Source organism: Dyadobacter sp. BE31 (assembly GCF_031457695.1).
In the GTDB taxonomy this organism is placed as follows: domain Bacteria; phylum Bacteroidota; class Bacteroidia; order Cytophagales; family Spirosomataceae; genus Dyadobacter.
This window is the reverse complement of record NZ_JAVDXA010000006.1, coordinates 485385-510948: the sequence shown is the minus strand read 5'-3', so window position 1 is coordinate 510948 and position 25564 is coordinate 485385. Positions and strand designations below refer to the sequence as shown.

The following is a 25564-nucleotide window of genomic DNA, read 5'->3' as shown; positions in this document are numbered from 1 at the left end:
TACGCTATGATCAAAAAGCAAGAACTCTCCGCACAAGAAGCTGTAACCGAGGCTAAACGCTACCTGAACAATGCAAAGGAAATCCTACGCGAAAAAGGTGCAAAAGTGGAAGGACACTATCGGGATTCGAAGTATGTAAAAATGGCTGGACATACTGCCTATACCGGTGTGCTTTTTGCATTAGACCATTACTTTGGTAAAAAAGCGAAAGGCCGCAAGGACGTGGATTGGTACAGGGTCAACATTTCGAAAGAAGACCGAAAAATACTCGACTCTTTCGAAACGGTTTATGAACAGCTACACCTCGTTATGGCATACGATGGTGCAGGGAATGCAGAAGTTGTCAAAATCGGATTCAGAGAGGCCGAACGTATAATTGACTGGGTCGAAACGCGAACAGCGGCCGCGTGAAATTGAAAATCCTGCAAGGATCTAACAACACTAAAAACATATGTACCTCAAACATACGCTATGATCAAAAAACAAGAACTCTCCGCACAAGAAGCAGTAACCGAGGCAAAACGCTACCTGAACAATGCAAAGGAAATCCTTCGCGAAAAGGGCGCCAAAGAGGATGGCTTTTACCAGGATTCCAAGTACGTGAAAATGGCTGGGCATACTGCCTATTCCGGTGTTCTTTTCGCGCTCGACCATTATTTCGGCAAGAAAACCAAGGGGCGAAAGGATGTGGACTGGTACAAGTCTAATTTGGCTCAACAGGATAAAAAAATGTTGCACACGTTCGTATCCGTCTACGAACAACCACACCTCGTCATGGCGTACGATGGCGTGGGCGACGCCGAGGTCGTGAAGCTTGGCTTTCAACGAGCTGAAATAATCATAGACTGGGTAGAACTGCGTTCGGCAGCCTAATCCATAATACTGTACTATCACAAAGCCGGGAGATTCCGCATCTGCCCGGCTTTATTTATGAATACAAATTACTTTAATGGAACTCCTTCCCGAAGACATTTACAAACTACTGATCTCCTTCACCCTCGGCGGGATCATCGGTGCGGAGCGCGAGTACCGGAGCAAATCGGCCGGGTTGCGCACATTGATATTGATCGCGATGGGGTCGACGCTTTTTACGATACTTTCCATTAAAATCAGCTCGGACGCGGGACGCATTGCGGCGAATATCGTGACGGGCATCGGTTTCATCGGTGCGGGGATCATTTTCAGGGAGAACAACCGGGTGGTCGGGATTACGACGGCGGCGATTGTGTGGGTGACGGCCGCGGTGGGAATGGGCATCGGCGCCGGATTTTATGAGGTGACGATCTGTTGCTTCCTGATTTCGGGGATGACGCTGGTCATTTTATCGCCCGTACAGAAGCTTATCCGCCAGAAAAGCCAGATACGCAACTACCGCCTGATGTGTGTTTATCAGAAAAAGACCCTGAAAACTTACGAGAACCTGTTCAAGGAGTATGATCTGAAAATACTCCGCGGCGAGCAGAGCCGCATCGGTACCCACATTACCGGCAGCTGGACGTTACAGGGCTCCGAAAAAAAGCATGAAAAACTGACCCATCACCTGCTCAACGACCCGGATATCCTGGAATTTGATTTTTAACCATCAGTTACAAATGATATTAGTTTTTCATTAAAACTGATATCAATCATGCCCGAAAATGAGCCAAAAAGCACCTTTATAACGTTATAAATAGCCGACAGGAAACTTTATACTGCAAAACAGGCATTATAGCAATAACCCATATCCTCAAAAGATTTACACGGCGCAAACCGGTAAACGGGATCACAGACAACAGTTATGTCCGATATTATTAAACAAAAGATCTGGGAGATCATCGCTTCGAACACTTCTGCCGAAGAGGCTGGATGGTTACAGCAAAAAGGCATCTCAGCACCCATCGACCTGATGACGGCCTTCGTGGCAGCCCCCAGGTTTTTATCCAAAAAAATCATCCATACCTCCGACACCGACAAGGCTGCATTGGACCTCGAAGTACCTGGTTTTTCGGTCGAAGGCTGGTCACTCGTAAGGCTGAGCCGCGTGTGGCTGCTCACGCAACTCGACCCGTCGGATAAAGAAGCATATACCAAAAACATTGAAACGCTGTTCGACACGGCGGAAATGAACGAGTTGGTGGCGCTGTATTCGGCATTACCGCTGCTTTCCTATCCCGACCAATGGCTTTTCCGCGCTACCGATGCCGTGCGGTCGAATATGGGCTTCGTGTTCGATGCGATTGCATTGCACAACCCTTTCCCGGCAAAATATTTCAGCGAATTGGCCTGGAACCAGCTGGTACTCAAAACGATATTCAACGACAAGCCTATTCATTTCATAGAAGGCCTGGGAAGCCGCTCGAACGAAAAGCTGGCCGTAACGCTTTCGGACTTCGCGCACGAGCGCTGGGCGGCCGGACGTAGCGTGCCTGCGCAGGTGTGGCGGCTCACAGGCAAGTACCTGAACACCGCATTGCTAGCCGATATGCAGCATTTGTTTGATTCGGAAAAAGAAGAAGACCGTCAGGCGGCCGCATTGGCTTGTGGCGAGGCGACGCTCCCGGCAGCCAATTACCTTTTGGCAAAATATACCGATCTCGAAAAATCAGTAAAATCCGGCGCATTGACCTGGGCCGACCTTGAACATTGACATTATGTGCGCTAATCATACAGAAATAACCCCGAACCCTTCGCATTTCGAAGACAGCGAAGAAGCGAACCAGGCCCCTGCGCACCGCGACATCGCCTGGAACGACTACAAAGATCTCATCAAAGGAATGCGGTTTTTCGACCCACATATCCACATGGTTTCCCGCACAACGGACGATTACCAGGCCATGAACCAGGCCGGCATCGTGGCGCTCATCGAACCCGCATTCTGGGTAGGACAGCCGCGGACGGGTTTATCGACATTCAAGGATTATTACAGCAGCCTGGTAGGATGGGAACGATTCCGCTCCTCACAGTTTGGAATAAAACACTACTGCACCATGGGCCTGAACTCCCGCGAAGCCAATAACGAGCCGCTGGCGGAACAGGTAATGGAAATCCTGCCATTATACATTTATAAAGAAGGCGTGGTAGGCGTTGGAGAAATCGGTTTCGACGACCAGACACCCGCAGAGGAAAAATATTACCGCCTGCAACTGGAACTCGCGAAAGAAGCGAAACTGCCTGTGCAGATTCACACGCCGCACCGCGACAAGAAGAAAGGTACGGAGCGCAGTATGGCCATTGCATTGGAACACGGCATCGATCCGTCGTGGGTGATCGTGGACCACAACAATGAAGAAACCGTAAAGAGCGTGCTCGACCAGGGTTTCTGGGCAGCATTTACCATTTATCCTTTTACCAAAATGGGGAATGAAAGGATGGTGAAAGTGGTGGAACAATATGGTCCTGAACGCATTATGATCAACTCCGCCGCCGACTGGGGCATTTCCGATCCGCTGGCAATCCCGAAAACGGCCGCATTGATGAAAATGCGGGGCATTTCGGATGAAACGATCCGGCTCGTCACTTACCAGAATGCGATCGACGCATTCGGCAAGAGCGGGCAGATCGACGTGACCGATTTCGAATCGGGATACGCAGTCGACCAAACGGAGAAATTCCATGGTAACAGCATTCTGAGAGGCGGCCAGCAGCCTGCTCCGGTGAAAGACTTTTTAGTGATCAATTAAAGTGAGCAGCCTCAAACCTTATTTGCAGCTGACGCGCCCGGCCAACCTGGTAACCGCCATTGCGGACATCCTGGCTGGTATGGCCATCGCGCAGTTTACGTTTTCGGATTTTTCACCCGCATTACTGGTCATTTCCACGCTGGGCCTGTACGGCGGCGGCGTGGTGATGAACGATGTTTTCGATGCCAAACTCGACGCCATCGAGCGGCCTGAGCGGCCTATTCCAAGTGGGAAAGTGCCGCTGGCGCAGGCTGCTACGATGGGTATTTCGCTATTACTGCTGGGCATTATCGCGGCGGGTGCATTCAGCTTGCAAAGCGGGATGATTGCCGTGGTAGTCGCGATGCTGACGGTTTTGTATAACCGTTTTGCCAAACATCACGTATTCTTCGGCCCGCTCGTCATGGGGATGTGCCGGGGCGGCAACCTGATCCTCGGCATGAGCGTATTACCCGAATCTTTTCAGCAATGGGCATTCATTGCCATTTTCCCGATCATGTACATCGGCGCAATCACCCTCATCAGCCAGGATGAAGTGCATGGCGGCAAGAAACGCACCTTGTATATCGCCGCATTCCTTTACCTCGCTGTGCTTGCGGCGCAGTTGACGATCGCGCAAGGAAAGGGTAATCTGCTGTTTACTATTCCATTTGTATTGCTGCACGCCTGGTTCATTTTCCGGCCGCTTTGGAATGCCATGCAAAATCCCATTGGTCCGCTGATTGGTAAGGCGGTGAAAGCAGGGGTAATTTCTCTCATTGTGATGAATGCTTCCTGGTGCGCGGCTTTTGGCCTGCTACCTATTGCCATTGCAGTGCTCGCATTGCTGCCGCTTTCGATGTATTTGGCGAAGGCGTTTGCGGTTACTTGATTAAGGTAGAAAGGGAGTAAGGAGGATGGAGGAAGGGTTGTCGCGCAAGGATCGAAGAAGGTGGCTTCCGGCTAATAAATAAATTGGACGATGGTGGGACGGGGAAAACCTGTTAATTTTAGTCTTTATATCAATGATTTTGAGCTGCGTTTGAACGGATAGTGCTTTCAAACGTTTTAATGTTAAATACCCATTTTGCGTGTAATGCCAGATTCAATGCAAACCATAAAACAACGTTTCCAGGTGGAATACAACTATGCCGTATTCTTCACCCAACACCTTTTTGACACCCAGAACCCGTTACTGAAAGATTTTTTTCAAGAATATACCGAGCAGGGCTTTCAACGCAAGGCCCTGGTGATCGTGGACGAGGGGTTTGAACAGACGCAGCCGGATTTGAAAAACAATATCCGCGCCTATTTCGCACAAAATGTGACGCACATCCAGCTCGCACCCGAAATCATTTCGGTGCCGGGCGGAGAGGCTTGCAAAAATGACCCTACCCAGTTCGACAAGCTTGTGGAAGCCGTCGACGTTTTCGGGATCGACCGCCATTCATTTGTGATCGGCATCGGCGGTGGCGCCGTGCTCGACCTCGTGGGTTATGCGGCCGCGGTTTCGCACCGGGGTATCAAGCTGATCCGCATTCCGACGACCGTTTTAGCCCAAAACGATTCAGGTGTGGGGGTTAAGAACAGCATTAACTTCCACGGTAAAAAGAACTTCCTCGGTACATTCGCACCGCCGGTGGCCGTTTTCAACGACCTCACCTTCCTGCGCACACTCGACGACCGCGACTGGCGCGGCGGTTTAGCAGAAGCCGTGAAAGTGGCATTGATCAAAGACCAGGCATTTTTCGAATGGATTGAAGAACACGCAACGGCACTCGCCAACCGCGATGAAGAGGCGATGGCTTACCTCATCCACCGTTGCGCCGAAATGCATACCGACCACATTGCCGGCGGCGATCCGTTTGAATTCGGCTCTTCACGCCCGTTGGATTTCGGTCACTGGGCCGCGCATAAGCTCGAATTCCTGACGAATTTTGAAGTCCGTCACGGCGAAGCGGTGGCAATCGGCATTGCATTGGACTGTGTGTATGCCCATAAAATAGGTATGCTGGCAGAGAGCGACCTGCACCGCATTATCGACGTGTTGACCAAAGTTGGTTTTGAATTATACCATTCCAAACTGGCTGAAAACGATAAAATCAACCTCCGCAACGGCTTGCAGGAATTCCGCGAGCACCTGGGCGGGAGGCTTACCATCATGCTGTTGGAAAAGATTGGAAAAGGAGTGGAAGTGCATGAACTGGACGCCGACATCATCGCACAGTCGGTGGATTACCTCGAAAGTTCCAAAATTATCCCTGCATGATCACGCCTTACGGACACCTTACCTATTGCAGCAACATCCATCCCGGTGAAAAGTGGGACGAGCATTTCCGGTCGCTGCGAGAAAGCATTCCTTATATCCGCGAACAACTAGCGCCTGGTAAGCCTTTCGGGCTGGGGCTGCGTGTTGCAAATGAAGCGTCCATCGAGCTGAGCAAGCCGGAAGTGCTGGCCGAGTTCAAAAACTGGCTCGATGCGCAAAATGTGTATGTGTTTGTGATCAACGGCTTCCCTTACGGCGGCTTCCACAACACCCGTGTGAAGGACGACGTGCACACGCCCGACTGGACGACCGCCGACCGCCTCACTTATACCAAACGCCTTTTCAACATCCTGGCCGCATTACTGCCTGCCGATATGCATGGCGGCGTTTCAACTCCTCCATTATCATACAGACTTTGGTGGAAAACCGAAGCGGACAAGTTGCAAGCCACCGAAAAAGCGACTGATCACATTCTCGAACTCCTCGATGAACTGATCCGCATTGAAAAGGAAACCGGCAAGTTCCTTCATTTGGATATTGAGCCCGAACCGGACGGCATTCTGGATAATACCGAAGATTTTGTAACCTGGTATACCAATCTCCTTCTTCCGAAAGGCACTATTTATCTGGTGGAAAAATACGGAATCGACGGTGAAGCGGCGCAGGCGCTGATCTTGAAACACATCCAATTGTGCTACGACATTTGCCACGCGGCGGTAGGATTTGAGAAACCGGAAGATATCCTCGACTCCTTGAATGAATACGGCATTCAAGTCGGCCGCATTCAGGTGAGCTCGGCTTTGAAAGTCAATTACGCCAACGAACGGGAAATTAAACGCAAGGCTATCGAGACTTTCGATGAGCCGGTATACCTCCACCAGGTGGTAGCCCGCCACGACGACGGCCATTTCACCCATTACCCCGATCTCAAAGAGACTTTGACCGACTGGGACGAAACCCACGAGGAATGGCGCGTGCATTTTCACGTTCCACTGTTTGTGAATACCTACGGCGTGCTCGATTCAACTCAGGGAGATATTGTGCAGACATTGGCATTGCAAAAAGAAGCGCCCTTCTCGGCCTATCTCGAAGTCGAAACCTACACCTGGGGCGTGCTGCCGGAAGATATGCAGAAGCCGATCGGCGAATCCATCGTTCGCGAGCTCGAATGGGTGAAGAAAGTTTTGAATTATGAATAAAACCGTAGTTATAGATATTGTAGGACTAAGCGCCAACCTGATCGGCGAGCATACGCCGTTCCTGGATGCTTATGTCAAAAAACGGCATTTGACGCCCATTAAACCAGTGCTTCCGGCCGTTACCACTACTTCGCAAAGTACCTATGTGACGGGCAAATGGCCTGCGGAGAACGGCATCGTCGGCAATGGCTGGTACGATCGTGAGGATTCGGAAGTGAAGTTTTGGAAACAATCGAACAAACTCGTGCAAGGCAATAAAATTTGGGATAATGCAAGAAAACAGGACCCGAATTTCACGGTTTCGAAGATGTTCTGGTGGTATAACATGTACTCTACCGCCGACTGGTCGGTGACACCACGCCCACAATACCATGCCGATGGTGTGAAAGCGCCCGATTGCTACTCCTATCCCCCCGAACTTCGCGACGAATTGCAAGCCGAACTCGGCCAGTTCCCGCTCTTCAATTTTTGGGGACCGAATGCAAATATCAAATCCACCCGCTGGATTGCTGATGCTTCTATGTCAGTCGAGAAAAAGCATAATCCCACGCTGACACTGATTTACCTGCCGCATCTGGATTATTGTTTGCAAAAATTCGGCCCGGATTTCTCGAAGATCAGCAAGGAGCTGAATGAGATCGATGAAGTGGTAAAAGACCTCATTCAGTTTTACGAAGCACGTAATGCGAAGATCATTCTGCTTTCGGAATATGGTATTAATGCAGTAAATAACCCAATCCACATCAATCGCATTCTCCGAAACGAAGGACTGATTTCCGTGCGTAACGAACGCTGGTACGAGTTGCTAGATGCAGGTATTTCCAAAGCATTCGCGGTTTCCGATCACCAGATCGCCCACGTTTACCTGAATGATCCTTCCGTGAAAGAACGGGTCATGCAGGTTTTGAAAAAAACACCGGGTATCGACCTCGTTCTCGATAAAGAAGCGCAAAAGGAATACCATATCGATCATCAGCGCTCTGGGGACATCGTAGTCGTTGCGAAACCGGATAGCTGGTTTACTTACTACTACTGGCTCGACGATGCGAAAGCACCGGACTACGCGCATTTGGTAGACATTCACCGTAAGCCGGGTTACGATCCTGTGGAAATGTTTATGGATCCCAAAAATCCGTTGATCAAGCTGCGAGCAGGCTACAAACTGGCGCGAAAACTGCTTGGTTTCAGATACTTAATGGACGTCATTCCACTTGATGCCACATTAGTAAAAGGGTCCCACGGCGGCATTAACATTCCCAAAGAATACTACCCGATCATCATCACCGACCAGGCGACCGAAAAGCAAGAACTGGAAGCCGTAGATGTGTATGATGTGATATGGAAACACCTGATTTAAAACCATTTCCAAAAACAAATAGGCTTTCATGACGTTGTCTTAGAAACTTACTACTACGACCTCATGAAAGCCATCCTTCGCCTCACGCTCGTTCCGCTGGCATTCGCAATGGCAGTTTTTGCCTGCAAATCCGATGCCCCCAAAACGCCCGAGGATTCCGAGCTTCCCGAAAATACAATCGATTCCAAAGACATTTTTCAGGCATTAACATTCAGCCAGCCGGTAGATCTCGTGCAGGCGCCGGGTGATAGCAGCCGGTTCTTCGTCGTCGAGCAGGGCGGGGTTATTAAGGTGTTTTCCAATGCGGCAAATGTCTCTGCCAGTTCAACTTTCCTCGATATTAAAAGCAAGGTAAGGTCCGGCGGCGAGCGTGGGTTGCTAGGTCTTGCTTTCCATCCTGATTTTAAGACCAATGGCTATTTCTTCGTCAATTACACATCTGGCACACCTTTGAAAACGGTGATAGCACGCTACAAAGCAACCAGCACCACCCAAGCCGATCCAAATAGCGAAGCCATTCTTTTTACATTTAATCAACCCTACGATAACCACAATGGCGGCTCGCTGCAATTCGGGAAAGACGGTTACCTCTATATTGCCACCGGTGACGGCGGCAGCGGCGGCGACCCGCAGAACAATGCACAGAATTTGAAAAGCTATTTAGGCAAAATCCTTCGCGTGGATGTGAATGGCACGGTGAAAGGGAATTACAGCATCCCCGCCGACAATCCCTATGCAACTGGCACCACCGGAAATTTACCCGAAATCTACGCCTACGGTCTCCGCAATCCGTGGCGCATCAGCTTTGATAGCACTACCGGTAAACTTTTCGCAGGTGATGTCGGCCAGAACGAACGGGAGGAAATCGACATTATTACTAAAGGCGGTAACTACGGTTGGCGTTTGAAAGAGGGCATTAACTGCTACAATCCTTCGTCCAATTGTAATGTACAAGGTCTCATCGAACCTGTGCATGATTACAGCCAGGACAACGGCGATCGCTCCATTACCGGCGGGTATGTGTACCGCGGCTCGGCCATTCCCGCGCTCGCGGGCAAGTACATCTACGGCGATTACGTGAGCGGGCGCATATGGGCGCTCGAACTCGACGGCGACGTCCGCAAATCCAACACGCTCATCCTGGAAGGCAAGGGTAATATTTCGTCTTTCGGGCAGGATATCAAGGGCGAAGTGTACTATTTGAACTACGGCGCAGGCAAAGTGATGAAGGTGGTTAACGGAAATTTAAATTGAAAAATTAACCGGTCGTCCTATCTTTGCCGGAAATTTAAAACTATTAAAATGTCCAAGGTTCTTATCATTGGCGCAGGTGGTGTCGGTAGTGTTGTGGCACACAAATGCGCATTGAACAGCAATGTTTTCACCGAAATAATGCTCGCCAGCCGCACCAAGGCGAAATGTGATAAAATAGCAGCCGAAATCAAGGAAATGCATGGGGTTGATATCCAGACCGCACAGGTGGATGCCGACATCGTGGCAGAAACGGTTTTGCTCATCAAACGTTTCCAGCCCAAAGTGCTCATCAACGTAGCGCTGCCTTACCAGGATCTGACGATCATGGATGCCTGCCTCGAAACCGGCGTGCATTACCTCGATACCGCCAATTACGAACCCAAAGACGTTGCGAAATTCGAATACAGCTGGCAATGGGCATACCAGGAGCGCTTCAAGGAGGCAGGACTGATGGCCGTACTGGGCTGCGGTTTCGACCCGGGCGCTACGCAGGTTTTCACCGCGTTCGCTGCCAAGCATCAGTTCGACGAAATGCATTACCTGGACATTATCGACTGTAACGCAGGCGACCACGGAAAAGCATTCGCCACCAACTTCAATCCAGAAATCAACATCCGCGAGATCACCCAGCCGGGCCGCTATTGGGAAAACGGCGAATGGGTCGAAATCCCCGCGATGAGCATCCATAAACCGATCGATTACCCGGGCATCGGGCCCAAAGAGAGCTACGTGCTTTACCACGAAGAACTCGAATCACTTGTAAAGAACTTCCCTACCCTGAAACGCGCACGTTTCTGGATGACTTTCGGCCAGGCTTACATTACGCATTTGAATGTGCTGGAAAACGTCGGTATGACGAGCATCAAACCGATCAAATTCAACGGTATTGACATCGTTCCCCTCGAATTCCTGAAAGCGGTATTGCCGGCTCCCGACACTTTGGGCGAGAATTATTCAGGCCAAACTTCCATCGGCTGCCAGATCAAGGGTATCAAAGACGGTGAAGAGAAAACTTACTACGTTTGGAACAACTGCGACCACGCCGAATGCTACCGCGAAGTACGCGCTCAGGCAGTGAGCTACACCACGGGCGTTCCGGCGATGATCGGCGCCATGCTGATGCTCACCAACGACGAATGGATGAAGCCCGGAGTTTATAATGTAGAAGAACTGAATCCGGATCCTTTCATGGAGCTGCTGAACATCCACGGCTTGCCATGGCACGAGGCGGTGAACATCGAGCTTCCCCACGAATATTGATAAATGCAAAGAGGCGGTTTCAGAACCGCCTCTTTTGTTATCCTTCCATTGTTATCACCGCCCGGGTGCAAACCCCTCCTATTGGCGGATTGAACTTCGAAACTTTCACCGTCACCTTCTCGACCGTCGGGTAATGCTCCCGGATCTTTTCAATTACATTAAAACCAATGTGTTCCAAAAGCTTGGCCGGCTCTTTCATGACCTTCGCCGTGAGCTGGTAAATGGTTTCATAATTGACGGTCTCACTCAGCTTGTCGTGCTGCGCGGCACGGAAAAAGTCGGTGGTAATCGTAATGTCCAGGGCATATTTATTTCCGATACGTTGTTCTTCGGGGTAGTAGCCGTGGTATGCAAAAAACTCGAGTCCTTCGAGACTGATCGTTCCCAATGGTGGTTATTAGATTTGGTCAAAAAATGAACCGCCGCCTGATTTCTTCGGCGGGCTGCTTTCTCTCGGCCGGTTGATACCCGCCGAAGAATCCCTGGCCTTCTCTGCCACCTTGTGCATTTCTGCCAACACCTCTTCGGCCTCGTCGGCGGCAGTCCTCTGAGTTTGTCTTGGCCTGTTGTAAGCAACGGGCTCTTCGCGAACCGGCTCCGGTTCGGGAACGGGTGCAGGCTCGGGTTCGGGGACTTCCGTAACTACCGGGGCAACAGCCTGAATTTCTTCTTCCGGCTCAACTCCGGGGAGTTCGGGATCTATTTCAAAAACAGGTTCCGGCTCTGGCTCTTGTTCCTCCGCCACTTCAAATACCAATTCCGGCTTATCGTCCTGCAACACCACTTCCACTTCCGGCTCGGCTGGCGACTCTACCGGTTTCTCTTCCACTTCAATCCTTACCGGCGCCTGGTATAGCGGCTTCTTCGGGATTTCGATCTCCGCGATATGTTTTTTAATGTCCTCCATTTTGTTGAGGACCGATTCTTTATCATATTTCTGCTCGAAACGTTCGACGGTTTCGAGGGCGCTGTTCGCCAGTGAACTAAGCTGCACAATGAGGTTATCGCGGAAGTTTTCGATCGCCCGGAAATCACGTTCCTGAATCTTCACTTCCTGTGCAAAATCCTCCTTAAATTTAGCCAGCCTGTCCTCCGTTTGCTTGATAATCTGGCTTGTACGCTGCTCCGCTTCGGTTACCAGGTCATTCGCCGCGACGCGTGATTCTTCTATTCTTTTTTCCGCATTTTCGTTGGCTTCTTTCTCGATTAACTTGCTGGTATCTTCGGCTGCTTTTAAGGTTCTGAATAAGGTTGATTCGATATCTTTCAACTTCGCCAATTCCTTCTCCGCGTATTCCAGCTGCATCTTCAGCAAGTTGTTTTCGCTTGAATACCGCTCCCATTCCTGAGACAAAGAGTTCAGGAAAGCATCTACTTCGTCCGGGTCATAACCTCTGAAAATCTTTTCAAAAGTGTGCTTGCGTATCTCTATAGCGGATATTTTCATGATGCATTCTATGCTTTGATGCCTAGTTAAAAACGGTCGTGTAAGTTAAAGATATATGTGTCATTTTTCAAAGTATTTACCAACATTACCATATTATAAGTATTGGCTTACGCGACCTCCCAAACGGATATCATGCGGTCGTCGCTGCACGAAATCAGTTGATTTTCAAAGCCCGTCCAAAGGAGCTTGTTCACCGATGTTCCGTGCCCCGCATGACGTGCGCGATCGATAATTTTTTTAAGCTTGAATGTGGCTGCATCCCACAATTTTATGGACTTATCCATACTGCAAGTAGCGAAGAGGGAGCGATCAGGACTGAATGTAATGTCGTTGATCGCGTACATATGCGCGGGAATGTCGGAGACGATGCCGTATGCATCATTGACGTCCCATATTTTCAGGTGCGCGTCCCGGCCGGTGGTGAACAGGTATTTACCGTCCGGTGAATACTTAACGGAAAATACCGAGTTTGTATGTGCTTGTATGGTCTTTTTTAATTTAAAACCATCCAAATCAAAGATATGGACGTTGCAATCGCTGTCGCCGGTTGCAAATTCATTAGTCTCCATATTGACCGCGATGCTTCGGATGCTCTTACCGGCAATCTTGATATGCTTCTGCACGGCGAACGACGGCACGTCCATCACTACTAGCACGCCGTCCCCTAACGCAATAAGCGCCTTATCGCCCGCAAAGCGAATGTCGAAAATGGTCGAGGTTGTGATTTTGGAAGTTTTTTCAATCGCATTTTCCTTGGTATTCAATACCTGAATGCCTTCGAAATTCTGCCCGATCCAGAGCGAATCGCTGCTTTCGTGCAATGCGAGCGCGTATACGGACGTGCCCGCACGCGCGACGAGCTTTCCGAGATCCGGCTTTTGCAGGTCCCATTGAATTACAAAGCCATCGGCTCCCGCAGAATAAAAGCCGCGACCGCTTCCGTCAGAAATAATTGTATAAACACTGTCCCTATGACCGGAAAAAGTATCTACTTTGCGAATATTCATCTTGATAGTTTTGTAGCAAACAGTATTACCATGCCCCTCGTTCATTCCGAAAAGATAGAAGATAGCAGCACATTACTGCTCTGGAAACTGACGGAAACCGAAGCGGAACTTCAAACGGCTCTGGGTAACGGCTTTAACCAGGAAGAGCTCGACAGAATATCCCACCCGCAAAAAAAACGCGAGTGGCTCGCCAGCCGGATGCTGATCAAGTCATTGGCGGAGCAGTTTGGCATTAACTACGTGGGCATTCACAAGGACGAGCACGGCAAGGCATTCCTGATCGACAACGATTCGCACATTTCCATCACCCACACTGCCGAATTCGTAGCCGTGGCCATTAACCCAACAGCCGCGGTGGGCATAGACATGGAAAAGACCGACCCGAAACTACAGCGTACTTCCAAAAAGTACCTTTCCCCGCCCGAGCACGACCACGCGCAGGACGAAATGGACCGCCTTTGCATGTACTGGTGCGCGAAAGAAGCTTTGTATAAACTCTACGGAAAGAAAAAGATCAGTTTCAGGGATTCTATTTTTATCAGCCCGTTCGAAGACGCCGACATTATCCTCAGAGGAAGCCTTACCGACGAAGACATTATCATCCCCTCCAACATTTACATCCGCTGGTTCGACGGCCATTGCCTGGCCATCGCGCTCTGATTTCAGCCTTCCGGCAGCTCGTCGAGCGTCGATTTCAGTATTTTCTCGATTTCCCGGATCTTATCCTGCTCGCTGGTTTTCTCGTAAGATAAAATCAGGTTACGCAATACACGCTGCACGATTTCGAGATTGGTACAGGGCTGGTAGAATATGTCTTTGGATTTGATATTCAGCTGCGCGATGTAGTGATCGATATCCGTTTTGGAAAAGATGATCCCGCGGTTGAATACATTGATATAGAACTGCGTTTTATCGCTTTTATAGGTCAACACAAACAGGTTCGGCAAATTCACGCCGTATACCGGCATCCCGAGCTTTCTCGCAATCAACAAATAGATCACACACAAGGTGATCGGATTTCCCCGCCGGCTTTCCAGCACCGAGCTGATCATCGAGTTGGTGGGTGAATGGAAGTTCTTGGTGTTGGCCGCGAAGTTCATCACGCCAAAGAAAATGCTGTTGATCCGCTTCACCTGATCCACCGCATTCATCTCTTCCTGGAACTGTATCCAGATGTCGTAATAAAGCTGTTCGATGGTGGTTCGCAACTTTTCGATCGACAAGTCGGGATAATGGTAAGTGGCGATGATCCACATGCCTTCCAGCAAGTCGAGCCCGCCGCCGTTTTTCCACGCTTGTAACCGTTCGATCATAATGCTGAGCTGCAATTCGTGGATCAATTCCTCGATTTTACGCTGCACGATCGGGTTGAAACTCTCCTCCCATTCGGTCTCCAGAAAAGGTATCACTGTCCCTCCCAACGATAATATCTTCCCTTCAACATGCTGACTCACTTCATGATCTTCATCATCAAGCAAGGATATCAGTGCCTTGATTTCTTTCTGGTTCATTTTCCTCAAATCTGCGTTTTACAACCAACGGATAAATAAAAACATTTTTTTTTAATGGACGTCAAATTTTCTACTTTTGCCCGGAAAAAAAGCGGGCTAAAAGCCGTTTTGAATACCATCTATACCACCATATTCTTATAAAAAACGCGCATAACGCATGAAAATTCTCGTTACCGGAGGGGCCGGTTTTATCGGTTCCCATACCGTTGTAGAGTTGCACAATGCAGGATTCGAACCGGTCATTATCGACAACCTGTACAACTCCAATCTCAACGTCTTAGAAGGAATCAAAAAGATCACCGGCAAAGAGTTTCCGTTCTACGAAATCGATTGCAATGACGCCGACAAGGTAAGGGCTCTGTTTGAAAAAGAAAAGTTCGACGGCGTGATTCATTTTGCAGCGTACAAGGCTGTGGGTGAGTCGGTTGAAAAGCCACTGAATTACTACGAAAACAACCTGATTTCCCTGCTCGTACTGCTTCGGGCGGCGAAGGAATTCAATGTAGATAAATTTGTATTTTCCTCGTCGTGTACCGTATATGGCCAGCCCGAAAAGCTGCCGGTAACCGAAAGCACGCCGCGCCTGCCGGCCAACTCGCCTTACGGCAACACCAAGGCCATCGCCGAGGACATTATCCGCGACCATGTACATTCACGTCCAGGCCTGAAAGCGATTTCACTGCGCTATTTCAACCCGATCGGTGCACATGAAACGTCGCTCATCGGCGAGCTGCCGAATGGCGTTCCAAGTAACCTGGTGCCGTTCATTACGCAAACCGCCGCCGGCCTCCGCAAGTCGCTCACCGTATTTGGGAACGACTACGACACGCCCGACGGAACCTGTATCCGTGATTTCATCCACGTGGTGGACCTCGCGAAGGCACACGTGAAGGCGCTCGACCTGCTTGAATTGCAGACGGATACTAACTATTACGATGTATTTAATGTGGGAACGGGCGAAGGTTATACCGTTTTGCAATTGATTAATACTTTTGAGGAAGTAAACGGCGTGAAACTCAATTACACCATCGGGCCACGCCGTGAAGGGGACGTCGAGAAAATCTACGCGCAGTCCGACAAAGTAAATAATGTAATGAAATGGCGTGCCGAGAAAACCATGGCGGACGCATTGCGCGATGCTTGGAACTGGCAACTAAAACTCAAAAGCTGAAAAATGAAAAAAATCTTGATTACGGGAGGAGCGGGTTTTATCGGCTCACATGTGGTTCGCCGGTTTGTCAACTTTCACCCGGAATATCATATATATAACCTCGACGCGCTTACCTACGCGGGTAACCTGGAAAACTTGCGCGACGTCGAAAATGCGCCGAATTATACATTCGTGAAAGGCGATATCGTCGATGCGGCGTTTATCGACAAGCTTTTTACTGAAAACGATTTCCACGGTGTGGTACACCTTGCTGCGGAAAGTCACGTGGACCGCTCAATCACGGACCCGATGTCGTTTGTAATGACGAATGTGGTAGGTACGGTAAATCTTTTGAATGCGGCTAAAAAAGCATGGAAAGACGATTTCAGCGACCGTCGTTTCTACCACGTGTCTACCGATGAAGTTTATGGTGAACTGCACGATCCCGGGACGTTCTTCGTGGAAACGACCAGTTATGATCCGCGTTCGCCGTACTCGGCCTCAAAAGCGTCGTCCGATCATTTTGTAAGGGCATACCACAATACTTACAAATTGCCGGTTGTTATTTCAAACTGCTCGAACAATTACGGCCCGAACCATTTCCCCGAGAAGCTGATTCCGCTGATGATCCACAACATTATTCAGCAAAAACCACTTCCTGTTTACGGAAAAGGCGAAAATATCCGCGACTGGTTGTTCGTGGAAGACCACGCAATCGCGATCGACGTGATTTTCCATAAAGGCGCCAATGGCGATACTTATAACATCGGCGGCCATAACGAGTGGAAGAATATCGACCTCGTGCATTTGCTTTGCAGCATTATGGACCGCAAACTCGGCCGCGGCGAAGGCGAAAGCGCGCAACTGATCACCTACGTGACCGACCGCGCGGGACACGACCTGCGCTACGCGATCGACGCCACCAAATTGTCGGAAGAACTGGGCTGGAAACCTTCATTGCAGTTTGCAGAAGGCCTGGAAAGAACCGTTGACTGGTATCTTTCGAATCAGGACTGGTTGAACAACGTTACCTCCGGCAATTACCAGAAATATTATGACGAAATGTACCAGGATCGTTGATCCGGGCCATTTCTTTACTCAATTGAAACTCTTTTTATGAAAGGCATTATTCTGGCCGGTGGTTCCGGTACGAGATTACACCCGCTTACATTGGCGGTAAGCAAGCAGCTCATGCCGGTTTACGACAAGCCGATGATATACTACCCGCTATCGATCCTGATGCTGGCGGGTATTCGCGAAATCCTGATCATTTCGACCCCGCACGACCTGCCGCATTTCGAGAAACTCCTCGGCGACGGTAGCCGTCTGGGTTGCCAGTTCAGCTATGCGGTACAACCAAGCCCGGATGGTCTCGCGCAGGCATTCATCATTGGTGAAGAATTCATCGGCGACGACAAAGTTGCGTTGATCCTCGGCGACAATATTTTCTACGGATCGGGCCTTTCGAGCCTGCTCCAATCCAACAACGACCCCGACGGAGGCGTGATCTTTGCCTACCAGGTACACGATCCGGAGCGTTACGGCGTTGTAGAGTTTGATAAAGACAATCATGTGATTTCTATTGAAGAAAAACCCGTTGAACCAAAATCCAATTATGCGGTTCCCGGATTGTACTTCTACGACAACGATGTGGTGGAGATCGCAAAAACTATCCCTCCTTCCCCGCGCGGCGAGCTCGAAATCACGGACGTAAACCGGGTTTACCTCGAACGCGGCAAATTGAAAGTAGGTGTCCTCAACCGCGGCACGGCATGGCTCGATACGGGCACATTCCAATCGCTTATGCAAGCCGGCCAGTTCGTCCAGGTAATCGAAGAGCGCCAGGGCTTAAAAGTAGGCTGCATTGAGGAGATCGCATACCGCATGGGCTTTATTAATGCAGAACAATTGCGTGAAATCGCCCGGCCTCTTTTGAAGAGCGGCTACGGCACTTATCTGGAACGCATTGTAGCCCATGCCTGACAGGCGGCGGCACCGGGATTAGCACATATTATATTCGAATGAAGTTTTTGGTAGAGGAAATCGAAGAATATTCCGCGGCCCATACGGAGGATGAGAATGCATTGCTGAAATCTCTCAACAGGGAGACACATGCACACGTTCTCAGCCCGCGTATGCTCTCCGGGCACATGCAGGGAAGGTTCCTTTCGATGATTTCCAGGATGATCCGGCCCGACCGCATCCTGGAAATCGGCACGTATACGGGCTACTCGGGCATTTGCCTTTGTGAAGGGCTCAATCCCGGCGGCAAGCTCATCACCATCGATGTGAACGAGGAGCTCGAAAGCTTCACCAGGCGCTATTTCGACCAGACGCCTTTCAAAGACCAGATCGACTATCGTATCGGTAATGCATTGGATATTATCCCGACGCTCACCGATACCTTCGACATCGTGTTCATCGATGCGGATAAAATCAATTATTCTTCTTATTTTAACCTCTGTCTCGACAAAACCCGCACGGGGGGCTTCCTGATAGCCGACAATGTGCTATGGAGCGGCAAAGTCGTGCAGCAGTTAAAAAAGATTGACAAAGACACGCAGGCATTGCTGGATTTCAACCGGATGGTACACGAAGATCCACGGGTTTCCAACTTGCTGCTACCAATCCGCGACGGGTTGATGATTCTTCAGAAATTATAGTACTCAATAGTCAGGCGACCATTTACCTTTTTTATGGCCAGAACTTCCACTAACAACATCATCTCTTTTGCTATCGTCCTGCTGCTAACCGCCCATGCAGCTTTTGCGCAGGCCCCCGAAATCCCGTCCAGCGTTTCCTTCGGCGGTATCACCGTCAAGTTCGATCGGAGCGCACAGGATATCATCGAGGAAGACGTCAAAAGCCTGATGTCGAACAGAAAGTTTTGGGAGGAAAAAATGGACCGCGCCATTATGCACTTCCCTATCGTGGAGGGTATTCTCATGGACGAAGAGGTGCCCATCGACTTCAAATACCTGGCTGTACAGGAAAGCTCTTTCCGCCCGGATGTGGTTTCGAGCTCCAATGCAGTAGGTTACTGGCAGTTCAAACCCGAAACGGCACGCGAACTGAACCTTCGTGTGGATAATGATGTGGATGAAAGAAAGAACATCAGCTCCTCCACACATGCCGCCGCGTGGTATCTCAAAAAGAACAACCAGCAGTTCAACAACTGGGTAACGACGTTGTATTCCTATTATCAGGGTGCAGGCGGTGTAAAAAAAGTGGTTCCTGCAAACTGGGCTTACGCACGCGAGGTGACGCTCACCGGCAAAACCGACCGCTACATGCTCCGCTTTTTTGCACATAAAATTGCATTGGAATCGGGTATCGAGCGCTACAAATCCCCCAATGCGTACATTTTGATGGAGTCGGATTATGGCAAAGGGCAATCACTCGATGAAATTGCGAGATCGTTGAATGTCCCTGCTTCGGAACTGAAAAACCATAATAGATGGCTTAACGACGACAAGATTCCAGACGACCGCGAGTACCTCATTACTTTGCCCGTACCGGTGGACCAGGTGGCATCTGTTCGCGAAAAACTTGCATTGCCTCCCCGCCAGACTGCCGTGGCGTCGGTTTACGAGGATACAGGTTATCCCGTCCTGAAGAAATCAGCCGTTCAACTTCAGGAGCCTAATTCACCCACACTTTACGAAATCAACGGCTTACCGGGTATCGAAGCCCGCGCTGGCGACAAACCTAAAACACTGGCCAAAGCCGCAGGCATCCGCACACCCCGTTTCATGCGTTACAACGACCTGCTCGCCGACATGCCGCTTGTTCCGGGCCAGGTATATTACCTCTCGCGCAAGCACAAGAAGGCAAGCGCCCCGTCGCACGTGGCCCGGCCCGGCGATACCTGGCTGAGCGTGTCGCAGCAATATGGCATTCGGTTGGTGAACCTTTTGAAGTTCAACCGCACTACCAGCCGCAACTACCCTATCCAGACCGGCCAGGTACTTTTTCTGAACAAGAAACGCCCACGCAAGCAGCCAATAGAGATTATCGCTCCGCCGCAACCTACTGCTCCTGCTAAAAAAGACTCGATTCTCGCAGCCGCCGGCACATCGGTTGTTCCGCAAAAAGCACCTGCCTCAGCAACAACAGCACCGGCAGCGTCCAACAACAACATCCCGAGTAATGCTTCCGGACGCAAGAAATACACTCCGGTTTTGGTTGAAAAAAATGAAAGCGTTGCAGCCAAAGAACCTGAGCCGGCCGCAGCCCCTGCTAGCACTGCTGCATCAGCCGGAAAAACGGCGGGCAATGCCGCCGGACTTTATAAGCCATCCGGCAAAACTTCGGGCGCGGGAGCATCCGCACCAGCGGCTGCCAATACCAACGATCGCGTGGTGATCATCACCCAGGACGATACCAACAGCACTTTCAAATCGGCAGAAGACGAAAAGCCGGCGAGCAAATCCAATACGCCTGGTAAAGTAGTAACGCCTAATACTACGCGTACAACGGCATCATCCAGCTCTGTGTACTCCCGTATGCGTGCAGAACGCGCAGCAGAAGGAGAAAGCGAAGCCCCGGCGAAGAAAGAATCAGAACCTGCGCGTTGGAGCAACAGCGAAGAAAAAAACACAGCTACTGCCTCAGCAGCGCCGGCATATCATACCGTGCAGCCAGGTGACACGTATTTCGGCATTGCAAGCAAATACAACCTGTCGTTGCGCGAATTGCTGACAATCAACAACCGCTCTGCGCAAAGCCGCCTGGTATCAGGCCAGCGGTTACTGGTGTCGAAAACGGGTGAAGAAGCTGCACCGGCCAAGGTTGCAGTGGAGCGCCCTGCTCCGGCTTCGACTTTCAAAACACCGGAGGAAATCAAAGAAGAAACCAGACTCACTGCTACACCGGGTAGTGAATTCCATACGGTTCAGAGTGGGCAGACCTATTACAGCATTTCAAAAGCTTACGGTATCTCCATTAAGGAGCTACTCGATTTGAATAACCTGAGTGATTCCGACCGCCTGAAATCAGGTCAGAAACTACGTGTAAAAAGAGGCGAAGGCGGCGAATCGGAGGCTGCAAGCCAGCCGTCAGGCTCCCAGACCCACACCGTCGCACCAGGTGAAACCCTTTTCCGCATTGCCCAAACTTACCATACCAGTGTGGATGATATCAAGAAATTAAACAATATGTCCGGAAACAGTGTTATGGTGGGACAAAAACTTAAAATACCTCAGCAATAAGCTGTTCCCATTATGATTCTCATTGAAAATACGTGCATTAGCGACGACATCGAAGACCAGGAGTTTGTCTGTAACCTGGACAAATGCAAGGGCGCATGTTGTGTGGAAGGGGACTCCGGTGCCCCTTTGGATGAGGATGAGCTCGCGATTCTCGATGAGATTTATCCCGAGGTAGAGCCCTACCTGACCGAAGCCGGCAAAAAGGTGATCGCCGCCGAAGGCACCTGGACCAAGGACTGGGACGGTGACTACGTAACACCGATCATCAATGGCCGCGAATGCGCTTACGCGATCTACGACCAGAAGGGTATTCTCAAATGCGGTATCGAAGAAGCATACAACGACGGCAAGATCAGCTATAAAAAACCGCTTTCCTGCCATTTGTACCCGATTAGGGTTACGAAATACGAGCAGTACCACGCGCTTAATTACGACCGCTGGGAAATATGCAGCCCTGCTTGCAGCCTGGGCCAGCAATTAAAAGTCCCGGTTTACAAATTCCTCAAAGACCCGCTGATCCGTGCATACGGGGAAGATTGGTACCGTCAGCTTTCCGAAGAAATCGACGAGAGACAACAAGCCCGCGCAAACGAGCATGAAAAAGGGAAATGACTTTTTCAATGACGTTTATGACGTGGTGAGGCAAATTCCCGCAGGCCGGGCGACCTCCTATGGGGCAATTGCCGCCTACCTCGGCAACAAACGAGGTGCAAGAATGGTCGGCTGGGCAATGGGCAGCAGCTACCACGAACAGGGCATTCCGGCCCACCGCGTTGTAAACAAAGCGGGAGAACTCAGCGCAAGCCAGCTTTTCGAAACGCCTACGACCATGCAGGAACGCCTCGAAAGCGAGGGCGTGAAGGTTGAAAACAACCGGATCGTCAACTGGGAGCAATGCTTCTGGGATCCCGAAAAAGAATTGCATTAACATAAAAAATCCCGGTCTTTTCGGACCGGGATTTTTTATGGGTTCGGTGTTCATTGCAGCGAGATCATTTTAGAACTGGTGCTTTCGATATTCACTTCTTTTACTTTTTTGTCCTTTTTGTGGGACAGTTCAAAATAGTAAGTTCCATCGGTCATCTCGTCGAGGTTAAACACGCGGCGGTATTTGGTGTCGCGTTCGTTGAACACTTCCGAGTAATAGATCTTACCTGATTTGTCTTTCAGCACCACGCGCAGTCTTTCATTGGCATTTTTGTCGACCGACAACCGTACTTTATTGGTATCACCGATTTTGTACAATGCAGCGTCGAAAGCGACCACACCGGCGGTCTCTTTTTCTTCTTTGTTTTTCTTTTTGTCAGCCGCAAAAGATGTGAAAGACAAGGTGAGCGCAAAGGCGCTGGTCAGGATGGAAACAATGGAGATTTTCATGGCTAATAAGTATTTAAAGTTTGGTTCTGTACAATCGCACAGTTGACTTTAAATAAAAAAAGGATGTGCCAAACCTGGTTTTAACGAACCAAATCGTGGCACACCCTACTTTTAATACACTGATGACGAGCAGCTTACATTTGTTTTCGATTTTTTTTCTGCAACTTCGTGCCCGATAGCTGGTTGTTCAGAACCGAACATTTGTGCCTGAAACCGAACGCTTTGAAACGGCACACAGGTTGCACGGTTTAAATTTTTCCTCTGCTTTCATTCGCAATTTTCTGAATCATCGGCAGCCTGCTGGCGGGTATCGGGTGACGATAATCCCAGAATGCCGACACGCATACGATTTTCCATTCTCCATTGATTTTTTCGAGCAGCCTCACCTCTTTGCTGTGGTGAAAATTCTTTTCGGATTTGTCGCTATTGAACTGGTCCCAGGTAAGATAGGCCACATCGTCGTCATAAAACTTGAAAATCATATTTTTCCGCTCTACGATCGGGTGGCTGGATACCGGTTCGGGGTTGGCAGCAATATACTTGCCGACCTGCTTGTTGATATCCGCCCAACCTACGTTGGAATCGAAAGTACCGTCATCGTTACTCCAAGCCTGAAAGGCATAATCGGTTTGTGCGTAATTCGATTTCCAGGCATTGAAATCCCGGGCGAAAAACGACTTCGTTTCATTCTCTATGACTGCTTTAATGGCTTGTTTTTCCTTTTCGAGGTTAGCCTGACGGGCAGCTTCCTCTTCTGCGGCTTTATCCTTGCAGGAAACAAAAAGGACAATGCCTAGCAACATGACTGACAGTGTTTTCATACTGCAAAAGTTTAGTTTGTTAAATAAATAACCGAACTCAATCTTTCAACAAAACATCCATCAGGTGGCATGAATTACACGCCTGATTTTATCAGAAAGTTAAGATTTTTTTGAATATATGCAAGAAAAAACCCTGGAATTGTGTAACCGTTTCCAGGGTATTAGAATATCAAAATAACGGCAAAGATTCGCCGCCTGCCTATGCCTGCGGAACGTAACGCTTCCCGGCGCGATCATGCAGAAGCCAGAGCCCGACAAAAGTAATTAACCCATTGATAATGAGCCTTTCAAATCCAAACTTGTAGCCATTAAACCATTCGGCGGAATGGTCGTTGATAATGTAGGTCAAGATCGGGGCCAGAATGCAGACGAACGGCACGAAGCGATCTTTCACCGGCCGTTTCAGAAACGCGCCGAAAGCGAACAAGCCCAGCAGCGGCCCGTAGGTGTATCCCGCAAGATCGAATACCGCCGTGATTACCTCCTTATTGTTCATCCGGTTAAATATCAGGATCACCAGATAGAATATCACCGAGAAGCCCACATGCACCCAGAATTTGATCGACGCCCGCTTTTCTTCCGGACGTTTCTCGATATTCATGAAATCGATACAGAATGCGGTCGTCAATGCCGTAAGCGCCGAATCGGAGCTGGCATAGGTAGCCGCGGTAATTCCGAGCAGGAACGTTATCCCCACCACCAATCCGAGGTGGTTCAATGCGAGCATCGGATAGAAATCGTCCGTCTTCGCGGTTGCGGGTATGCCTTGCGCCTCTGCATATACGTAAAGCAATGCCCCAAGCGACAGGAACAGGAAGTTTACGATCACGAGCACTACCACAAACCAGAACATGTTCTTTTGTGCTTCTCCGATGTTTTTGCAGGTCAGGTTCTTCTGCATAAGGTCCTGGTCGAGGCCCGTCATCACAATCGCAATGAACACCCCGGCGAAGAACTGCTTGAAGAAGTTCTTGGGATCGTTGGTGTCCCAATAAAAGATTTGCGAATACCCGCTTTTCTGAACCGTCGTCCAGATATCGCCGACCCCATTAAGGTTCAGCTCGCTGGAAACGAGCACGATTGTCAGCACGACAGCCGTAATGAGGAAGAAGGTTTGCAGCGTATCCGTCACGATGATCGTTTTAACGCCTCCTTTAAATGTATAAATCCAGATCAGGAATATGGTGATCGCTACCGCCACTTCAAACGGGACGCCCAGCGGTTTAAACAATGCGAGCTGCAATACCTGCGCAGCCACGTACAGCCGCACAGCCGACCCCACCGTGCGCGAGAGCAGGAAAAAGCCCGAACCCGTTTTATAAGACCAGAATCCGAAGCGTTGTTCGAGGTAGGAATAGATTGAAATGAGGTTCAGCCGGTAGTAGAGCGGCATCAACACCGTGCCTATCACAAAATACCCCAGAATATAACCGATCACCACCTGGAAATAGGAAAACTGGATATTCGCGACCGCGCCCGGCACAGACACAAACGTAACGCCCGACAGCGAAGTACCGATCATACCGAATGCCACCAGGTACCACGGCGACTGCCGGTTGGCGGTAAAAAAAGTATTGGTATCCGCGCCCCTGGAAGTGAAAATGGACACCGTGATCAGCATTCCAAAATAAACTACCAGTATCAGCAGGGAGATATAAGGGTTCATTAAAGTGGGTATTTGAGGATTCAGGAGTGGATTAAAAGGCGCTTAAAAGCTTCGGATAGTTTCCGTTTTTAATTAGATTTGCTAATCAAACAGAAATTTGGTTGTTATGCAAGCGCTCACAGAAACAGAGCTGGAAATTCTGGAAGAAACCGTAGATACGGACATTAAAAAGCTGATTATCTACAATGACGACGTGAATACCTTCGATTGGGTGATCGATACGCTGATTGAAGTTTGCGGTCATAGCAATGAGCAAGCGGAACAATGTACGATCATTATCCACTATAAAGGCAAATGCTCCGTCAAGGAAGGTTCTTTTGAAGAGCTGGCGGGGATGCGCAACGAAATATGCCGGAGAGGCATTTCAGCAGAGGTGCATTGAGCCCCTCCCCCCTATC

At 49.7% G+C, this 25564-nt stretch carries 27 protein-coding genes; 20 read left to right on the top strand and 7 right to left on the bottom strand.

Features of this window, described 5'->3' with window-relative positions:
* Positions 1-6 precede the first annotated feature (6 nt).
* The 11 genes from J2Y43_RS27760 to J2Y43_RS27710 all read left to right on the top strand — a co-directional run bounded on the left by J2Y43_RS27760 (position 7) and on the right by J2Y43_RS27710 (position 10977).
* Positions 7-411 (top strand): DUF5618 family protein, encoded by a 405-nt coding sequence (locus J2Y43_RS27760; protein WP_309989131.1) that lies wholly within the window; start codon positions 7-9, stop codon positions 409-411.
* Between the two features lie 60 nt (positions 412-471).
* Positions 472-873: a DUF5618 family protein gene (locus tag J2Y43_RS27755; RefSeq protein ID WP_309989134.1), complete on the top strand. Its 402-nt coding sequence runs from the start codon at positions 472-474 to the stop codon at positions 871-873.
* A 76-nt stretch (positions 874-949) separates the two neighbouring features.
* Complete coding sequence (locus tag J2Y43_RS27750; RefSeq protein ID WP_309989137.1) at positions 950-1579, top strand: MgtC/SapB family protein; 630 nt, start codon at positions 950-952, stop codon at positions 1577-1579.
* Positions 1580-1777: 198 nt separating this feature from the next.
* Positions 1778-2626: an EboA domain-containing protein gene (locus J2Y43_RS27745; RefSeq protein WP_309989140.1), complete on the top strand. Its 849-nt coding sequence runs from the start codon at positions 1778-1780 to the stop codon at positions 2624-2626.
* Between the two features lie 4 nt (positions 2627-2630).
* A complete protein-coding gene (locus tag J2Y43_RS27740; RefSeq protein WP_309989144.1) occupies positions 2631-3659 on the top strand; it encodes a TatD family hydrolase in 1029 nt (342 codons plus the stop codon).
* Position 3660: 1 nt separating this feature from the next.
* The gene (gene eboC, locus J2Y43_RS27735) at positions 3661-4530 is read left to right on the top strand and encodes a UbiA-like protein EboC (RefSeq protein ID WP_309989147.1); all 870 of its coding nucleotides are present in this window, start codon (positions 3661-3663) and stop codon (positions 4528-4530) included.
* A 216-nt stretch (positions 4531-4746) separates the two neighbouring features.
* Complete coding sequence (locus tag J2Y43_RS27730) at positions 4747-5907, top strand: 3-dehydroquinate synthase (protein ID WP_309989150.1); 1161 nt, start codon at positions 4747-4749, stop codon at positions 5905-5907.
* The gene (eboE, locus tag J2Y43_RS27725) at positions 5904-7106 is read left to right on the top strand and encodes a metabolite traffic protein EboE (RefSeq protein ID WP_309989153.1); all 1203 of its coding nucleotides are present in this window, start codon (positions 5904-5906) and stop codon (positions 7104-7106) included. The genes J2Y43_RS27730 and eboE overlap by 4 nt, the downstream gene beginning before the upstream one ends.
* On the top strand, positions 7099-8463 hold the full coding sequence (locus tag J2Y43_RS27720) for an alkaline phosphatase family protein (protein WP_309989156.1): 1365 nt from the start codon (positions 7099-7101) through the stop codon (positions 8461-8463). Before eboE ends, J2Y43_RS27720 begins: the two co-directional genes overlap by 8 nt.
* A gap of 63 nt (positions 8464-8526) precedes the next feature.
* A complete protein-coding gene (locus tag J2Y43_RS27715; RefSeq protein ID WP_309989159.1) occupies positions 8527-9717 on the top strand; it encodes a PQQ-dependent sugar dehydrogenase in 1191 nt (396 codons plus the stop codon).
* A gap of 3 nt (positions 9718-9720) precedes the next feature.
* Positions 9721-10977 (top strand): saccharopine dehydrogenase family protein, encoded by a 1257-nt coding sequence (locus J2Y43_RS27710; protein WP_309990283.1) that lies wholly within the window; start codon positions 9721-9723, stop codon positions 10975-10977.
* Between the two features lie 37 nt (positions 10978-11014).
* Here J2Y43_RS27710 and folB read toward each other — a convergent pair whose 3' ends face one another.
* The 3 genes from folB to J2Y43_RS27695 form a co-directional block, all read right to left on the bottom strand.
* Entirely contained in the window at positions 11015-11365 is a 351-nt protein-coding gene (gene folB, locus J2Y43_RS27705; protein WP_019940367.1) for a dihydroneopterin aldolase, read from the bottom strand.
* A gap of 9 nt (positions 11366-11374) precedes the next feature.
* On the bottom strand, positions 11375-12424 hold the full coding sequence (locus tag J2Y43_RS27700) for a DivIVA domain-containing protein (RefSeq protein ID WP_309989162.1): 1050 nt from the start codon (positions 12422-12424) through the stop codon (positions 11375-11377).
* 107 nt (positions 12425-12531) lie between these two features.
* Entirely contained in the window at positions 12532-13431 is a 900-nt protein-coding gene (locus J2Y43_RS27695) for a cytochrome D1 domain-containing protein (protein ID WP_309989165.1), read from the bottom strand.
* A gap of 30 nt (positions 13432-13461) precedes the next feature.
* Between J2Y43_RS27695 and J2Y43_RS27690 the strand changes: the two genes are divergently transcribed.
* A complete protein-coding gene (locus J2Y43_RS27690) occupies positions 13462-14091 on the top strand; it encodes a 4'-phosphopantetheinyl transferase superfamily protein (RefSeq protein WP_309989169.1) in 630 nt (209 codons plus the stop codon).
* Positions 14092-14093: 2 nt separating this feature from the next.
* Here J2Y43_RS27690 and J2Y43_RS27685 read toward each other — a convergent pair whose 3' ends face one another.
* Positions 14094-14942 carry a transglutaminase-like domain-containing protein gene (locus tag J2Y43_RS27685; protein ID WP_309989172.1) on the bottom strand — a complete coding sequence of 283 codons (849 nt, stop codon included), beginning with the start codon at positions 14940-14942 and terminating at the stop codon, positions 14094-14096.
* 157 nt (positions 14943-15099) lie between these two features.
* On the opposite strand from J2Y43_RS27685, the gene galE reads away from it, so the two are divergent.
* The 7 genes from galE to J2Y43_RS27650 are packed head-to-tail and all read left to right on the top strand — an operon-like array spanning position 15100 to position 22230.
* Positions 15100-16113 carry a UDP-glucose 4-epimerase GalE gene (gene galE, locus J2Y43_RS27680; RefSeq protein WP_309989174.1) on the top strand — a complete coding sequence of 338 codons (1014 nt, stop codon included), beginning with the start codon at positions 15100-15102 and terminating at the stop codon, positions 16111-16113.
* Positions 16114-16116: 3 nt separating this feature from the next.
* Entirely contained in the window at positions 16117-17172 is a 1056-nt protein-coding gene (gene rfbB / locus J2Y43_RS27675; protein WP_309989177.1) for a dTDP-glucose 4,6-dehydratase, read from the top strand.
* Positions 17173-17208: 36 nt separating this feature from the next.
* Entirely contained in the window at positions 17209-18075 is an 867-nt protein-coding gene (rfbA, locus tag J2Y43_RS27670) for a glucose-1-phosphate thymidylyltransferase RfbA (protein WP_223400278.1), read from the top strand.
* Between the two features lie 38 nt (positions 18076-18113).
* On the top strand, positions 18114-18755 hold the full coding sequence (locus J2Y43_RS27665) for an O-methyltransferase (RefSeq protein ID WP_309989179.1): 642 nt from the start codon (positions 18114-18116) through the stop codon (positions 18753-18755).
* A gap of 33 nt (positions 18756-18788) precedes the next feature.
* The gene (locus J2Y43_RS27660) at positions 18789-21302 is read left to right on the top strand and encodes a LysM peptidoglycan-binding domain-containing protein (RefSeq protein WP_309989181.1); all 2514 of its coding nucleotides are present in this window, start codon (positions 18789-18791) and stop codon (positions 21300-21302) included.
* 12 nt (positions 21303-21314) lie between these two features.
* Positions 21315-21914 (top strand): DUF3109 family protein, encoded by a 600-nt coding sequence (locus J2Y43_RS27655; RefSeq protein ID WP_223400275.1) that lies wholly within the window; start codon positions 21315-21317, stop codon positions 21912-21914.
* Positions 21898-22230, top strand: a complete 333-nt coding sequence (locus tag J2Y43_RS27650) for an MGMT family protein (protein ID WP_309989186.1) — start codon at positions 21898-21900, stop codon at positions 22228-22230. Before J2Y43_RS27655 ends, J2Y43_RS27650 begins: the two co-directional genes overlap by 17 nt.
* A gap of 50 nt (positions 22231-22280) precedes the next feature.
* On the opposite strand, the gene J2Y43_RS27645 is transcribed toward J2Y43_RS27650, so the two are convergent.
* The 3 genes from J2Y43_RS27645 to J2Y43_RS27635 form a co-directional block, all read right to left on the bottom strand.
* Complete coding sequence (locus J2Y43_RS27645) at positions 22281-22679, bottom strand: hypothetical protein (RefSeq protein WP_309989189.1); 399 nt, start codon at positions 22677-22679, stop codon at positions 22281-22283.
* A 248-nt stretch (positions 22680-22927) separates the two neighbouring features.
* Entirely contained in the window at positions 22928-23500 is a 573-nt protein-coding gene (locus J2Y43_RS27640; protein ID WP_223400272.1) for a hypothetical protein, read from the bottom strand.
* Positions 23501-23699: 199 nt separating this feature from the next.
* Positions 23700-25166, bottom strand: coding sequence for a sodium:solute symporter (locus J2Y43_RS27635; RefSeq protein WP_309989192.1), 1467 nt, complete (start codon positions 25164-25166; stop codon positions 23700-23702).
* A 106-nt stretch (positions 25167-25272) separates the two neighbouring features.
* Between J2Y43_RS27635 and J2Y43_RS27630 the strand changes: the two genes are divergently transcribed.
* The gene (locus J2Y43_RS27630; RefSeq protein WP_106597019.1) at positions 25273-25548 is read left to right on the top strand and encodes an ATP-dependent Clp protease adaptor ClpS; all 276 of its coding nucleotides are present in this window, start codon (positions 25273-25275) and stop codon (positions 25546-25548) included.
* The last annotated feature ends 16 nt before the right edge of the window (positions 25549-25564 follow it).

Coding starts and splice junctions, on each gene's coding strand:
- J2Y43_RS27760 (WP_309989131.1), top strand. CDS start 7: ATGATCAAAAAGCAAGAACTCTCCGCACAAGAAGCTGTAACCGAGGCT.
- J2Y43_RS27755 (WP_309989134.1), top strand. CDS start 472: ATGATCAAAAAACAAGAACTCTCCGCACAAGAAGCAGTAACCGAGGCA.
- J2Y43_RS27750 (WP_309989137.1), top strand. CDS start 950: ATGGAACTCCTTCCCGAAGACATTTACAAACTACTGATCTCCTTCACC.
- J2Y43_RS27745 (WP_309989140.1), top strand. CDS start 1,778: ATGTCCGATATTATTAAACAAAAGATCTGGGAGATCATCGCTTCGAAC.
- J2Y43_RS27740 (WP_309989144.1), top strand. CDS start 2,631: ATGTGCGCTAATCATACAGAAATAACCCCGAACCCTTCGCATTTCGAA.
- J2Y43_RS27730 (WP_309989150.1), top strand. CDS start 4,747: ATGCAAACCATAAAACAACGTTTCCAGGTGGAATACAACTATGCCGTA.
- eboE (WP_309989153.1), top strand. CDS start 5,904: ATGATCACGCCTTACGGACACCTTACCTATTGCAGCAACATCCATCCC.
- J2Y43_RS27720 (WP_309989156.1), top strand. CDS start 7,099: ATGAATAAAACCGTAGTTATAGATATTGTAGGACTAAGCGCCAACCTG.
- J2Y43_RS27715 (WP_309989159.1), top strand. CDS start 8,527: ATGAAAGCCATCCTTCGCCTCACGCTCGTTCCGCTGGCATTCGCAATG.
- J2Y43_RS27700 (WP_309989162.1), bottom strand. CDS start 12,424: ATGAAAATATCCGCTATAGAGATACGCAAGCACACTTTTGAAAAGATT.
- J2Y43_RS27695 (WP_309989165.1), bottom strand. CDS start 13,431: ATGAATATTCGCAAAGTAGATACTTTTTCCGGTCATAGGGACAGTGTT.
- J2Y43_RS27690 (WP_309989169.1), top strand. CDS start 13,462: ATGCCCCTCGTTCATTCCGAAAAGATAGAAGATAGCAGCACATTACTG.
- J2Y43_RS27685 (WP_309989172.1), bottom strand. CDS start 14,942: ATGAACCAGAAAGAAATCAAGGCACTGATATCCTTGCTTGATGATGAA.
- galE (WP_309989174.1), top strand. CDS start 15,100: ATGAAAATTCTCGTTACCGGAGGGGCCGGTTTTATCGGTTCCCATACC.
- rfbB (WP_309989177.1), top strand. CDS start 16,117: ATGAAAAAAATCTTGATTACGGGAGGAGCGGGTTTTATCGGCTCACAT.
- rfbA (WP_223400278.1), top strand. CDS start 17,209: ATGAAAGGCATTATTCTGGCCGGTGGTTCCGGTACGAGATTACACCCG.
- J2Y43_RS27665 (WP_309989179.1), top strand. CDS start 18,114: ATGAAGTTTTTGGTAGAGGAAATCGAAGAATATTCCGCGGCCCATACG.
- J2Y43_RS27660 (WP_309989181.1), top strand. CDS start 18,789: ATGGCCAGAACTTCCACTAACAACATCATCTCTTTTGCTATCGTCCTG.
- J2Y43_RS27655 (WP_223400275.1), top strand. CDS start 21,315: ATGATTCTCATTGAAAATACGTGCATTAGCGACGACATCGAAGACCAG.
- J2Y43_RS27650 (WP_309989186.1), top strand. CDS start 21,898: ATGAAAAAGGGAAATGACTTTTTCAATGACGTTTATGACGTGGTGAGG.
- J2Y43_RS27645 (WP_309989189.1), bottom strand. CDS start 22,679: ATGAAAATCTCCATTGTTTCCATCCTGACCAGCGCCTTTGCGCTCACC.
- J2Y43_RS27640 (WP_223400272.1), bottom strand. CDS start 23,500: ATGAAAACACTGTCAGTCATGTTGCTAGGCATTGTCCTTTTTGTTTCC.
- J2Y43_RS27635 (WP_309989192.1), bottom strand. CDS start 25,166: ATGAACCCTTATATCTCCCTGCTGATACTGGTAGTTTATTTTGGAATG.
- J2Y43_RS27630 (WP_106597019.1), top strand. CDS start 25,273: ATGCAAGCGCTCACAGAAACAGAGCTGGAAATTCTGGAAGAAACCGTA.